Source organism: Paenibacillus sp. GL_099_B (assembly GCF_057835695.1).
On sequence record NZ_CM174430.1, the window covers coordinates 2,662,076 to 2,675,093 of the forward strand.

Genomic DNA, 13,018 nt, shown 5'->3' on the forward strand with positions numbered 1-13,018 from the left:
ATAATATTGAAATCGTTCACAACAATTATGATTAATTGGGGGGCACTTTAATGAATGTTCAACAATTCAAATCGCAAATCGAAGAATTATTTGGTCCATTACTTTTAGAGTTTAAAGAAGATGAAGAGTATGGCTTCTGTAATTTCTCATTAAATAATTACGAGAGAATTGGTTTTGCAACAAACATTACTCCTGAGATTGTTATGCAGGCTGCTGAGATGAATGTTGATTTAATAGTGACCCATCATGATGCATGGGATTTTGTTTATGGGATGAAGGAACGTTGCATAGAGCTATTAGAAGAATATAATATTGCACATTTCTATATTCATTTACCTTTAGATTATGTTAGTTTCGGTACGTGTATTTCTTTGCTTAATCTACTAGGAATTAGTAATATTGTTCAACAACCTTATCAGTTAGATAGTAAAACTGTAATAGGTATTGGGGAGTTTGCATCTCCAATAACATTGAAACAACTAGTCGGGGATATGAACAGATTATTGGGTGAAAGAGTCTACTTTCAAAATAATAATAATAAAGAAATTAAAAGAATAGGCATGATTACAGGAGCAGGAAATGGGACTGACCAGTTGAGAGATGCTATGAATAGTAATTGCGACGTTTACATTACTGGCGAAAAAACATTATATACAGTGCAATATGCTAAGTTCATAAAAATGAATATCATTGTGGGAAGTCACACCTATACTGAAATTTTCGGAGTAAAGTCTTTAGCTCAAAAACTTCAGGAGAAATTTAAAGGTATAGAAATATTGCAACTATATGAAGAACATTTTGAAGTAATGGAGTAGTTAACAGTCAAATGTATCACTTAACACAGGGTAGAAATTAAATGGGGTTAGTTTGAACGAGGGGGAATAACGCGTGGAATTAAATAATTGGCCTGAGGAACTTAATTCTTATGATTTATCAAATGAATATTCCATTCAAAAGGCTGAGCCCGAAGAATGGGGACTGTACTGTTCTGTCTATTATAATATGGCCTATACTGGATTTTTTAGAGAGGAAGGCTACTTCAATGTTTCGCGGAATAACTCTTTTTGGATTTATAAAGGAGAGTCAAAAATCGGTGGGGTAAGGATGGCACCCAATACGTTATATCATCTATTCTTTATGCCCCCATTCAATGATTCATTTGAGGTACTGAAACTTCTTAAAAGAATACTCATAAAATGGTCTGATGCAACTCAACGTATCAAGATATATGAAGTTCTCCCCGATCAAGTACATTTATTTACGAGGGCTGGATTCTGGCCAGATGAGTTCAGATGTCGCTGGATGCAGCGCCCGACAGATCATTTCAATGTGCGTTGGGATCATGAATTTATAGTTAAGAGCCCCGAAATTATCGAGAATGAAACGGGTGCTAAGCAATACATTAATGAAGATGAAATTGCTCAGTGTGACTTTGACAGCTTTGTAGACGGTTTTGAAGCCTTACGCAGAAAGAAAACATCCCTTGAAGACTTTATCCCGAACGAAGAAATCTATTATACCAATGAGAACCTAACTCAAGCTTCTACACTTGTATATGATAAGGTTACTGGACAGCTCGTAGCCAACTGTCGCCTTTGTTTGCAGGACAATCAAGCAGCAGTATATAGCATCGGAGTCAACCCTGCTTACAGAGGAAAAGGACTTGCTACACGCATGCTGCAAAGAGCCCTGACTTCTCTTAAAGACAAGTATCCAGTTCTAAGGTTATATGTCATGGAAGGCAATGATGCCGAATCAGTTTATTTTAATCTTGGATTTGTTCCTGGCGTTCAAGAGATACAAACGATGTATGTTCCAGTACATGAGTAGTCACGGTTAAATTAATTAACTATTAACCCGAGTGGATCTTTTTGAATGGGGCAGCATCGCTGTTTCTAATCTCTCGGGTTTCTGTTGCTTGAGGAAAGGATGATTATTATTGGGACTATATTAATGTTGGTAGTGTCTTTGTTTTTTGGTATTTTTGTTGTGAAAATCGGAATGGATAATTCCAAGAGTAACCAGTACACCAAAGAAATATTGCAAGAATTAAGAGAAATCAAGGAGATTCTAAGGGAAGAACGATGAAGACAACTTCAAGGAGGCGTTAGGGTGCTTTATGATTTAAAAGGCGAAGCCAATATGTCACCTGTTGTTGGGTTGTTATTTGCTGCGGTTATAGAAAACAGTCAACGACTCCAACGAATCACGGAAGGTATGTCGCAAGAAGAAATAGATTATAAAGGACCTAATAACAACTTCAATAGTACCGCTCAATTAATAACACATATCACCTACGTCGATCTGAATTGGGCTTTTCGAATAAAGGGACTACCACTTCCTCAAAACTTAAGAGAGCAACATGGCCCCATGATTGATGAAAATGGCAGACTTCCTATGGTTCAAGGAATATCTTTGAGTACACTTATGTCGACATATGAAGGTGTCATAACCATGTTGAAGGACGCGTGTACACAATTAACGGATGATGATCTAGCGAGGATTGTTACTTTTGGACATGAGAATGAGAAGCAAGCGACCATACGCTGGGGTATTTGGCATATCGCTGACCACAGTCGTTATCATCAAGCCCACATTAATCAACTTCGAAGATGGTATCATGAAGCTCACTAAAGAACATTGAAAAAGCCTTGTGGTGATAAGTTGAGGCACAAAGAAGAGGTGAGGGTATGGAAAATTTATCTGAACTGAGCCATGTTAATGTTGAAGAAAACACGATTTTTGAAATACAGGCTGCCCTGGAAAAGGGAGAGCTTTGCTCAAGAGACCTGGTTCTGTATTACTTATATCGTATTGCACAATATGACCAAAATGGGCCAAAGATCAATTCTGTTTTGGAAATAAACCCGGATGCGATTTTTATTGCAGAGGCCTTGGATACTGAAAGGAAATCAGTGGGAGCGAGAGGAGTTCTACACGGGATTCCCGTTCTGTTGAAAGATAACATAGAAACCAACGACAGAATGCATACAACTGCTGGAGCACTGGCTTTGGAAACCCATATTAGTTCTAAGGATTCTTTTCTTGTTAGTAAACTGAGGGAAGCCGGGGCAATCATACTTGGAAAAACTAATATGACAGAATGGGCAAATGGCATGTCTTCGGATATGTGGGCAGGGTACAGTGCTAGAGGTGGACAAGTTTTGAATCCTTATGGCGATTTTTTTCCAGGGGGTTCAAGCACAGGTTCCGCTGCTGCGGTAGCTGCTAACTTTACGATGGTTTCCGTAGGAACGGAAACATCTGGTTCCATATTAAGTCCATCCATTCAGAACTCTATTGTTGGTATCAAGCCAACTGTAGGTTTAATAAGTCGTGCTGGTATAATACCGTTCTCACACTCGCAAGATACTGCTGGTCCAATGGCAAGGACTGTGACAGATGCAGCAATCCTACTAGGGATACTTTCTGGAAAAGACGAGGATGACCCTGCTACTTGGAAAAATTCGTATTCTACAATAGACTATACAACATGTTTAGACCTTAATGGGTTGAAAAATGCAAACATAGGCATCTTCCGGAAAGCCCCCCTTACACGATATCGTGATAAGGAAGAATATGATGAAGTTCTATTTGAGAACGCTGTAATTCAGATCAAGGAAGCTGGGGCTAATATTATTGAAGATATAGACATCCCATCGTTTGACCGGAAGTGGGAGTGGAACAAGTTGAATAATGAATTTAAGCATAGCGTTGAACATTATCTGCAAAGTCTTCCATCACATTTACCTGTCCATACTCTCAATGAATTAATCGAATGGAACAAGCAAAATGCAGAAAGGGCATTAAAATATGGGCAAAATCATCTTGAATATAGAGAACAGTTGAATAATCCATTGAATAATTCGAATTACATTTTAGAGTTAATAACGGATCTATATCATTCGCAAAATAACGGCATAGATTATGCTGTACATAAGTTTGGACTGGACGCCATTGTTTTCCCCTCTTATGTAGGTGCTGATCTTTGTGCAAGAGCTGGGTATCCATCGATTGCTGTACCTGCAGGATATAAGGAAAGTGGAAGGCCATTCGGAATCACGTTTGCTGGTAAAGCCTTTAGTGAATCAGTGCTGATTCGTATTGCATTTGCCTTTGAACAGCTAACAGTGCATAGAAAAAAGCCGAACTTATAACATTTGAAGAGCGTCTAATATATAACATCGTTAAAATTTCGGTTTTTAGGAGCTATTCAATAATGAGGAAAATAAGTACCTATATTATAGTTTTATTAACATTGAGCTTAATCATTCTGGGTTTTAAATTTGTTGAATCTCAAAATCAAAGAAAAGAGCTTCAGAACTCTATTGATAATTCATTCAGATATGAAATAAGTAATGTCCAGCACAGCTTTAGTATGGAAGTTAATGATTATACGTATAGGTCAATGATATCAAGTGTGTCTAATGCAGCTGCGATATCGGAACTAACTTCTTTTGAGAAACTGAATGATGATTTAGATATTAGTTTGTATCAATTATATATCGCACTTAGAGAGGAAAGATCCAAAGACAAAGTCTTATTACGAATAGAAGAACTTAGAGAAATATTTAGTATGTTGGTCAGGGATCCGATAAACCATGAGGCAACAGACAGAATAATTCAGATCAATAATGATACATTTTTTAATGCAAAAGAAGAATGAGCATCTGGTGAGATGATGAACATTCAGTTCATGTGAAAAACAAAGGAGGTGATTCCATTGGTAAACAAATAAAATGAGAAAATCTAAATGTTGATTTAAATAAGCATGTAGATTTTCTCTCTTATGGATATAGAATTTATTATAGAGGAGAATGAACATGCTAAATCAATTAAGTGAAACCATCTATTATCTATCTAACCAAAATGATAAAGAAAGACCGACATTGGGGTTAGTTTGCGGTGATAAATACAGCCTTGTCGTTGACGCTGGAAATTCGGTTCAACATGCAAGGGATTTCTTACATGAGATAGAGAAGTTAAACGTTCCGCCCGTTAAATATGTGGTCATTACTCATGCCCATTGGGATCATTTTTTAGGAATGAATGAATACGGAGCTACGATTATTATGAATAGTCTAACTAGCCAAAAGATGAATGATTGGCGGAACTATTCTTATGATGACCGCTCTCTTCAGGAGTATGTGGATTCCAAGAAGATGACTTCACATTGCATGGAAACGATACAAAATGAAATACCGGACAGAGAAAACTTTCAACTAAATTCGCCGGATATCATTTTTGAAGAATCACTTCATGTGGATTTAGGAAATAAAGTGTGTATTCTGGAAACCATTCGCAGCACCCATACCGATGATTCAACCATTGTATATATTCCGGATGAAAAGGTCATTTTTCTGGGCGATAGTGCTTACAACACAACTACAAATTCGCTATATCATATCAAGCAAGACAAGTTATTGCCTATGATTGAGGACATTCAGCAATATGATGCCGTTCATTTCTTGCTTGGTCATGAGTCGATCTGTGACGTGGAGGAGATGGCTACGTATTGGAGAGAGCTCATCTCGGCCAATAATGCTGTGAAATCCACATCCTTAGAGGAAGCAATCGAGCGATTTGAAGCAGCCAATGATCGAACAGCAAATGACAATGAGCTTTTCTTCTTACAAGGATTCGTGAATGATCAGATATTACAATCAAAAGCAACGGAATAAAAGACATCCATGAAAACTCATTTCAATTGATCCATGTGAAGTTCTCTGATATACTTTTCGCATGATATTTGATTGGGGGTTACTCAGATGGCAATGCTGAATTGCTCGTTAGCTAGAAATAACTCATGCAAAGCCTGATCGGGGGCGATACTTTGCGTGGGGCGCGATAGCTTAGATTCTTTCGCCCATACTTAATATTATCGTTTCTAATAACAGGCTTTGCCCTTATTGATTTTTTTCTACGAAAAATAAGGAGCTGAAAGCTATGAGTACACCATTTATTAGAAACCACCAATATAATTTGATTAAAAGACAAGCTGAATTTGTTCGCAAAACCGTGCAATCTGCCGCGGATCGCAGGGTCCTGGAGACTGTAAGATACAGTGCTGCAACAAACATCATTGATGCATTTACGGATCTGACAGAGGATCAGCAGCAAATGCTGGAGCAAATCTCGTCGCTGGAGACAACAGACGATTTTCAACGGTATATGAAAGCACTAGAACCATACCTGGAGTTGTATCCACCGATTACGTTGAAACATATTCAGAAGTTATTTCCGAAGAACAAAAAGATGAAAATGCCTGATCTACAATCCATTGATTTTCGATATGTAACGTATCTGAGCTGGGTAGATATTGCAACGAACAAATTATTCGTTGTGTATCCGTTCGAAGGACAGTTTATCGGTATTGAGGGAAGAATAACGCCGACACACAAGAAGGGGTACTGCCTATTCTGTAATCGGCATCAAGAGCTTGCATTCTTCACGGTCAAGACCAAGAACGCTTTACCGGATAATTATTCTGCGATTGGTCAATACGTATGCATGGAGAACCAAGGATGTAATCACAGCATTACCAATACAGAATCGCTGGAGAAGTTCATTCTCTCCGTTCGTAAATAAGGTTATATTAAGTAAAGGGCTGCCTGCAAAGGCGGCCTTTTTTGCTTATGATTTCATTCCTAAAGGGTGTTCAGAAATCATTGGAAAAAGAGGTTGATAATTGTTAACATGTAATCATACGGTGTGTATACGGAGAAGAGTGGGAAATTGGAAATCAAAGATCGTCCAAAGATAACAATCCCCAAAACGTTACTGGAAAAAACTTTAGATATCACAACCATCATTTTATTTATTATTGGCATTATCTACTGCTTACAACAATGGATGACCTTACAGGATCAGATACCAATTCATTTTAATATGAAGGGGGAACCTGATGGCTGGGGAGGAAAGTGGGGAGTATGGCTGCCCTTAGTCATTGGCCTTATTTTATGGATTGGGCTTTCGCAACTGGAGAAGTATCCTCATACGTATAATTACCTCAATTTGAATATGGAGAATGCCGAGAGACAATATAAAAATGCACGGCTCATGATTAATCTGATGAAGACGGAGATATCCATGTTTTTTATTTATATCAGTTGGATGATCATTGAGTTTTCAAGTGCGGATAAAGTCACTCATAATAATTGGTTGCCCGTTGTCATATTCATTATCGTTTTATTTAGTTCTATAGGTTTCTTTATATACAGATCATTTAAGCTCAAATAAAGTTGGGACTGTGCTCTATTGAAGAAGTGAAGACAAATACTATGAAATCGTGAGGACGTTAAAAATGAATACCCCTGCTGTTAACGATGAATTGAAAATTGTATTTGAAGATCATGAGGAGGATTACCATGCTGTCTGTAGCAATCTATATCACTACAATCTAAGAGAAACAAAGGGTCTGTTAAAGAAACCTGGCAAAAGCATCAATTTGTTTCTAAGGGATAAGACAGGCAAAGCAGTAGGTGGGATCTTCTGTGCTACGTACTGTTATACTTTATATATTGATAACTTTTGGATTGATGAAGAATACAGGGAAAATGGGTATGGGAAATCATTAATCATGCAAGCAGAGAGTATTGCTGTTAGTGAGGGCTGCAAACTTTCACATACAAGTACATTTTCTTATCAGTCTCCTGAATTTTACAAGAAGATGGGTTATGAAATATTTGGAATGATAGATGAATACCCGGAAGGAATTATTCAGTACTTCTTGAAGAAAAGATTATAGACTTACATAGGAATCTCAGCAACATTATATAACATCTACAAAGGAGAAATGATATGACGTTCGTTGGAATCTTAGGGACAATTCATAATCAAGAATTAAGAGAGAAATATAATAGTTCACTTATCCTGTATGAGGATCTGATTACAGAATTCAACCCGGATATTATCTGCGGTGAAGTGCATCCCCAGAGTTGGAAGAAGTATATCAAGGATAAACAGGATAAGGGATATTGGGGGGAGCCAGCCAGTGAGTATTGGGAGCTTATCTTTCCATTATGTGAAGAACGGAATATAGAGTTTGTGCCTATTGACTGGTTTGAGTTAGATGTCTGGAATGATTTTGATCCATTTAACGGCTTCTCGGAAGAGCAGCGTAAAGCGTTGGAGAAGATCGATGATGAATGGTTTGCTAAACAAATGAATACACATGACGTTGGGTCGATTCCCTTTAACTCGGATGCGTTTGATACTATGACCAAACAAAAATATGAATGGTTGGATCAGATTAATCCAAAAGCAAATAACTTTAGATGGATCGTACGAAATCAGATTATGATTCAACGTGTGAAGAATGCTTATCATTCGAATCCGGGTAAGAAAATTCTATGTGTTGTGGGAGCAGATCATAATTATATTTTCAAAGAGGAATTGATTAATGAACCTATTGAATTGGTATATCCATTACGATAGTTCAATTAATAGACTATAACTTTCAGGAGGTTTATTCCATGATCAGATTGTGCAACAGTATGGACGCAGATGCAATGGTTGAGATCATTAATGATGCAGCAAAGGCATACCAGGGTGTAATTCCTGAGGATCGCTATCATGAACCCTATATGCCATTGCAAGAATTGAATCAGGAAATCCGTGATGGCGTCGTATTCTGGGGCTTTGAAGAAAATAATAGATTATGGGGCGTTATGGGAATTCAGGATAAAGGTGATGTTACTTTAATCAGGCACGCATATGTAAGAACTCACCAACGCGGTAGCGGAATAGGCACAAAGTTGTTGGCTCATCTGGTGGCATCAACCGATAAACCGATATTAATAGGAACCTGGGATTCAGCAGAATGGGCTATAAAATTCTATTTGAAAAATGGTTTCACCCTAGTTTCATCGGATGAGAAGAAGCAGTTATTAACTCGATACTGGAACGTCCCCGAAAGACAAATCGAAACCTCTGTCGTTTTATGTGACGGGAAGTGGGAATGTAAGAGTATCTTTACCGAGGCTTAATAATCACTAAATGATGGGAGGTGCCTGAATGCTTTATCATTTTAGCGAGGTTTCAGATATCCAAGTTTTTATTCCAAGAGAGAAACAAAACAGAGCTGAATTTCCTGCAGTGGTGTGGGCTATTGATGAAGAGCATGAATATTCATATTACTTTCCAAGAGATTGCCCGAGAATCATCTGTAAAAAGACAGACACTTTAAGTGCTGAGAATAACGAGAAATTTTTCAAACATTCTAATGCGGATATCATCGTTACGGTTGAAAGTTCATGGTATCCGAGGATTATGAATCAGATCATATACAGGTACCATTTCGATGACACTAACTTTGAACGCTTTGATCCAACGGCGGGATACTACATTTCTTATCAGGTTACAAAGCCTCTACTTGTAGACCGCATGGATGGTTTAATAGAGAGATTATTTAAGAAAGGAATTGAACTCAGATTTACTCCAAATCTGTACCCACTGAGAGAGGCGATACTTACATCGGATTTCAAAGAATTTGGAATACATAGATTCAATAACGCAACGAAAGTTTAGAGAGAACTTGAGTGGCATAGGGGGGATTTCTATACAGTATCCAATAGTAGTATTAGATTTGGATGGAACATTACTCAACACAGATAAACAAATTTCGAAACGGAATTATGAGGCAATGGTGAAATGCTCTAAACAAGGGATCAGATTTATCTATGCTACAGCACGTCCACCAAGGGCAGTAAGGTTGCTTTTACCTGAGGAGTTGCTCCATCGCGGTTCTTTTATATATTACAATGGAGCCTATATCCACTGCAATTACACTGGTATTCAACAATATGAACACATAGACCCTGCGATCACTGCTGAATTAATAAATTATGGCATGGAAATCAATGAACTGGGTTTAAGCCTTGAAGTGGAGGATCAATGGATTAGTTTAAAAGAATATGATTATACAACGCTAATGAGAGTTAAAGAAAACCCAACGTTAAAATCATTAGAAGAGCTCAAAGGTATTGCTGCAACAAAAGTACTTTTAACGGGATTGAAGGATATAGATTTTCTCAGAGAGAAGTTTGCATCCAGATTAAATGTTTTGGTTACAGACGGTGGTAACCTTGTTCAAATCTCATCTATCAAAGCCTCCAAAGAGAATGCATTGAGAATTTTATGTAAGGCAATGAAAATAAAAGTTGAAGACGTAATGGTTTTTGGTGATGATTTTAATGATATCGGGCTTTTTGAAATATGTGGCTGGTCGGTAGCCATGGGTAATGCAATTGAAGAGTTGAAGATTCTCTCGAAAGAGATCACTGATACGAATGATTCTGACGGAGTTGCGAGAGTGTTGGAACGGATGTTGAGATGAATGATTATAAAATTTGGGATGAACGATTTCAATTCGATAACGAGATGGATGCACTTGTAACGCTAGGGGAGTTATAGAGGTCTTTTTACGATACAGAATCTTCTATTTCGTATATAATAGAAATTCATATGAGTCTATATAACTACATAACATCGCGAGGTGCACCAATTTCATGCCAACCATCTATGACTTTAGCGTAATCAAAACGAGTGGAGAACGTTTCCCACTCTATCAATACGAAGGAAAACCTGTACTGATCGTGAATACAGCGAGCAAGTGTAAGTACACGCATCAGTTCGACGATATGCAGAAGCTTTATGATCGGTATAAAGAGCAAGGGCTTCAGATCATTGGTTTCCCGTGTAATCAGTTTGCGGAGCAAGAGCCGGGAAGCAGCGAAGAGGCGGAGTCCTTTTGTCAGATCAACTATGGCGTGAAATTCTCTATGTTCTCCAAAATGGATGTCAATGGGGAAGCGGCGCATCCGCTGTATGACTTTTTGAAAAAGTCGGGACCTTTTGCAGGTTTTGATGAGTCAGATGTGCAAGCGAAACTGCTAAAGCTAATGGTGGCGGACAAAGCCCCGGAATGGTTGCATGGTGATGCAATCAAGTGGAACTTCACGAAGTTTCTGATTGATGGCGAAGGGCATGTGGTTAAACGTTTTGAACCTGTTGACTCGATTGACGAGATCCAGGCGAGTATTGAACAGCTACTGTAAGCTATCTTTCACAATCCTAAAGGGCCATGACACGTACCGTGCAAACAAACGGATATGTGCATGGCCTTCTATATTTCAAAAGTCTGTCCAGTACTATCCGACATAATGTGAAACGGGTAAAATGGTAAGAAACCTCTCCAGAACAGGAGGTACTTGAACGTGCCAAGTGTAATGCAATTTAGTGGACCACTGGAATATAGCTATCGCTCCACCAGCACGTACGACCCTGGAGCATCGGACGGATTTCATTCGCATCCGCAATATGAAGTGTACTATTTTCATGATGGCGAATGCACCTATCTGATTGGAGATCGAGTCTACAACCTTGAACCGGGTGATCTGGTCCTGATGCATGGCATGACCCTTCATAGGCCACATCCCATGCCAGGCAGACCGTATGTGCGAACGACGCTGCACTTCGATCCCTCGGCCATCCGCAGCAGTCTGCACCCGGACCGGGTGAGCGAAGTGTTAAAGCCGTTCGAAGAACTGAGAAACTGCCGAATCAATCTGACAGGCAATATTCGTTCCGATTTCGAAGCTTTGCTGCTGAGTTTGCATCAGCTTACGGTGAATCCGGGTGATTTCAAAGAGGAACGCATGAACGTTCGCTTATGTGACCTGCTGTATGTTATAGCTGGAATCTGCCGAGGCAGGGTCGAGGACCACCTTCCTTCTTCCGAGAAGGAGCGGCATGTACAGCATATTATTGGATATGTCGAAACCCATTATATGGAGGACATTGGTCTGGATGATCTGGCAAGTGAGCTTCATCTATCCAAGCCTTACTTGGCAGGATTATTTAAAGAAATGACAGGCAGTACCATATTTAAATATGTGTATGACCGCCGAATTAATCAGGCCAAGCTGTTATTCCAATATCAGCCGGATATCAGTGTGACAGAGGCTAGCCGGTTGGCCGGGTTCAAACGTTTATCCCATTTCAGTCGAATGTTCAAACAAAGTGTAGGGTGTGCACCTGATCTGTACCGCAGTCGATTACATCGATCGTTTGATTAATGTAGTGTCACGGATCAAGATTTTACATGCTGCACAGCCTGAGGAGGTTACTGAATGCAATCTGAACAACCATTCAAGCTTGATTACCGAATTGGATCAGCCGATGCCGATTACAGATCACAATGTCGTGCATCTGCTTTACTGGAACATATGCAGTTGGCAGCAGACCGTGATTTAGCAGGCATGGGAGTTACCGTATCGGAGATGCTCGATCAGGGATTGGGCTGGATGCTATTAACGACAGATGTCACAATCATACGCCCAGCCCGATTGGAAGAAGAAGTATCCTTGCAGACGTGGCATAAAGAAAATAAAGGTGTGACATGGTTAAGGGATTATATCCTCACAGATCGAGAGGGAACACCTCTGTCTGAGGCTCGCACGGCTTGGGCGTTGGTCGATCTAAAGAGACGCAGAGTCGTCAGACCATCAGCTTTACCTTTTGAAGTGAAATCGCATCCTGATTTATCCTTAGGTGAAGCCCCTGCTAAAGTGACAGTTCCCTCTGAACTCAGCTTGCAGGAACAATATCGTTTAACTGTACAATACAGCAGCACAGACAGTAATGGTCATATGAACAACGCCCGGTATGCAGACGTATGTTGTGATGCATTAACACTGGATGAACTGGCTTCAGGTATGATCCGTCTGCAAATTTCATATCATCGTGAGATTCGTATGCAGGAGCAAATGATTGTTGAGCGTTCAGTGGTTACAGAGGGAGCTGTGTGGGTCCGAGGAAGATTGGCTGAAGAGAATGAGAGCATTATTTTTGAAGCCAAATTGACTCTCGGAGATTTCATTGCTTCGCCCAGTGATCAATGAAATGGAACAGAATACAAGTAGATGAAGTCAACCAGTTTGTTCTGGTTGGCTTTTTGCTATTTTACCTCCTGCTGCAGACAAAGATGCATCTGTTACGTTCATCTCATAATTCGCTC

Annotated in this window: 16 protein-coding genes; all 16 read left to right on the forward strand. The window is 39.3% G+C overall.

Annotated elements, in window-relative coordinates:
- Positions 1 to 50: 50 nt before the first annotated feature.
- The 16 genes from AC3ITG_RS12520 (at position 51) to AC3ITG_RS12595 (ending at position 12,902) form a co-directional block, all read left to right on the forward strand.
- A complete protein-coding gene (locus tag AC3ITG_RS12520) occupies positions 51 to 815 on the forward strand; it encodes a Nif3-like dinuclear metal center hexameric protein (RefSeq protein ID WP_163760412.1) in 765 nt (254 codons plus the stop codon).
- 73 nt (positions 816 to 888) lie between these two features.
- On the forward strand, positions 889 to 1,830 hold the full coding sequence (locus AC3ITG_RS12525) for a GNAT family N-acetyltransferase (protein WP_489253882.1): 942 nt from the start codon (positions 889 to 891) through the stop codon (positions 1,828 to 1,830).
- A gap of 282 nt (positions 1,831 to 2,112) precedes the next feature.
- Positions 2,113 to 2,634, forward strand: a complete 522-nt coding sequence (locus AC3ITG_RS12530; RefSeq protein ID WP_489253883.1) for a DinB family protein — start codon at positions 2,113 to 2,115, stop codon at positions 2,632 to 2,634.
- Between the two features lie 56 nt (positions 2,635 to 2,690).
- On the forward strand, positions 2,691 to 4,157 hold the full coding sequence (locus tag AC3ITG_RS12535; RefSeq protein WP_489253884.1) for an amidase family protein: 1,467 nt from the start codon (positions 2,691 to 2,693) through the stop codon (positions 4,155 to 4,157).
- Between the two features lie 62 nt (positions 4,158 to 4,219).
- Complete coding sequence (locus AC3ITG_RS12540; RefSeq protein WP_489253885.1) at positions 4,220 to 4,666, forward strand: hypothetical protein; 447 nt, start codon at positions 4,220 to 4,222, stop codon at positions 4,664 to 4,666.
- A 157-nt stretch (positions 4,667 to 4,823) separates the two neighbouring features.
- Positions 4,824 to 5,681, forward strand: a complete 858-nt coding sequence (locus AC3ITG_RS12545) for an MBL fold metallo-hydrolase (RefSeq protein ID WP_489253886.1) — start codon at positions 4,824 to 4,826, stop codon at positions 5,679 to 5,681.
- Positions 5,682 to 5,946: 265 nt separating this feature from the next.
- On the forward strand, positions 5,947 to 6,588 hold the full coding sequence (locus tag AC3ITG_RS12550) for a FusB/FusC family EF-G-binding protein (protein ID WP_489253887.1): 642 nt from the start codon (positions 5,947 to 5,949) through the stop codon (positions 6,586 to 6,588).
- Positions 6,589 to 6,735: 147 nt separating this feature from the next.
- Entirely contained in the window at positions 6,736 to 7,239 is a 504-nt protein-coding gene (locus AC3ITG_RS12555) for a DUF1648 domain-containing protein (RefSeq protein WP_489253888.1), read from the forward strand.
- A gap of 64 nt (positions 7,240 to 7,303) precedes the next feature.
- Complete coding sequence (locus AC3ITG_RS12560; RefSeq protein WP_489253889.1) at positions 7,304 to 7,747, forward strand: GNAT family N-acetyltransferase; 444 nt, start codon at positions 7,304 to 7,306, stop codon at positions 7,745 to 7,747.
- 53 nt (positions 7,748 to 7,800) lie between these two features.
- Positions 7,801 to 8,436: a hypothetical protein gene (locus AC3ITG_RS12565; RefSeq protein ID WP_489253890.1), complete on the forward strand. Its 636-nt coding sequence runs from the start codon at positions 7,801 to 7,803 to the stop codon at positions 8,434 to 8,436.
- 38 nt (positions 8,437 to 8,474) lie between these two features.
- Positions 8,475 to 8,987 carry a GNAT family N-acetyltransferase gene (locus tag AC3ITG_RS12570; protein WP_489253891.1) on the forward strand — a complete coding sequence of 171 codons (513 nt, stop codon included), beginning with the start codon at positions 8,475 to 8,477 and terminating at the stop codon, positions 8,985 to 8,987.
- A 28-nt stretch (positions 8,988 to 9,015) separates the two neighbouring features.
- Positions 9,016 to 9,528, forward strand: coding sequence for a DUF6886 family protein (locus AC3ITG_RS12575; RefSeq protein WP_489253892.1), 513 nt, complete (start codon positions 9,016 to 9,018; stop codon positions 9,526 to 9,528).
- Between the two features lie 7 nt (positions 9,529 to 9,535).
- Positions 9,536 to 10,336, forward strand: a complete 801-nt coding sequence (locus AC3ITG_RS12580) for an HAD family hydrolase (protein ID WP_449009022.1) — start codon at positions 9,536 to 9,538, stop codon at positions 10,334 to 10,336.
- A gap of 172 nt (positions 10,337 to 10,508) precedes the next feature.
- Positions 10,509 to 11,057, forward strand: coding sequence for a glutathione peroxidase (locus AC3ITG_RS12585; RefSeq protein WP_489253893.1), 549 nt, complete (start codon positions 10,509 to 10,511; stop codon positions 11,055 to 11,057).
- 159 nt (positions 11,058 to 11,216) lie between these two features.
- Complete coding sequence (locus AC3ITG_RS12590; RefSeq protein ID WP_163760435.1) at positions 11,217 to 12,077, forward strand: helix-turn-helix domain-containing protein; 861 nt, start codon at positions 11,217 to 11,219, stop codon at positions 12,075 to 12,077.
- Between the two features lie 54 nt (positions 12,078 to 12,131).
- Entirely contained in the window at positions 12,132 to 12,902 is a 771-nt protein-coding gene (locus tag AC3ITG_RS12595) for an acyl-[acyl-carrier-protein] thioesterase (RefSeq protein ID WP_489253894.1), read from the forward strand.
- The last annotated feature ends 116 nt before the right edge of the window (positions 12,903 to 13,018 follow it).

Coding starts and splice junctions, on each gene's coding strand:
- AC3ITG_RS12575 (WP_489253892.1), top strand. CDS start 9,016: ATGCTTTATCATTTTAGCGAGGTTTCAGATATCCAAGTTTTTATTCCA.
- AC3ITG_RS12565 (WP_489253890.1), top strand. CDS start 7,801: ATGACGTTCGTTGGAATCTTAGGGACAATTCATAATCAAGAATTAAGA.
- AC3ITG_RS12550 (WP_489253887.1), top strand. CDS start 5,947: ATGAGTACACCATTTATTAGAAACCACCAATATAATTTGATTAAAAGA.
- AC3ITG_RS12540 (WP_489253885.1), top strand. CDS start 4,220: ATGAGGAAAATAAGTACCTATATTATAGTTTTATTAACATTGAGCTTA.
- AC3ITG_RS12585 (WP_489253893.1), top strand. CDS start 10,509: ATGCCAACCATCTATGACTTTAGCGTAATCAAAACGAGTGGAGAACGT.
- AC3ITG_RS12570 (WP_489253891.1), top strand. CDS start 8,475: ATGATCAGATTGTGCAACAGTATGGACGCAGATGCAATGGTTGAGATC.
- AC3ITG_RS12520 (WP_163760412.1), top strand. CDS start 51: ATGAATGTTCAACAATTCAAATCGCAAATCGAAGAATTATTTGGTCCA.
- AC3ITG_RS12560 (WP_489253889.1), top strand. CDS start 7,304: ATGAATACCCCTGCTGTTAACGATGAATTGAAAATTGTATTTGAAGAT.
- AC3ITG_RS12545 (WP_489253886.1), top strand. CDS start 4,824: ATGCTAAATCAATTAAGTGAAACCATCTATTATCTATCTAACCAAAAT.
- AC3ITG_RS12595 (WP_489253894.1), top strand. CDS start 12,132: ATGCAATCTGAACAACCATTCAAGCTTGATTACCGAATTGGATCAGCC.
- AC3ITG_RS12535 (WP_489253884.1), top strand. CDS start 2,691: ATGGAAAATTTATCTGAACTGAGCCATGTTAATGTTGAAGAAAACACG.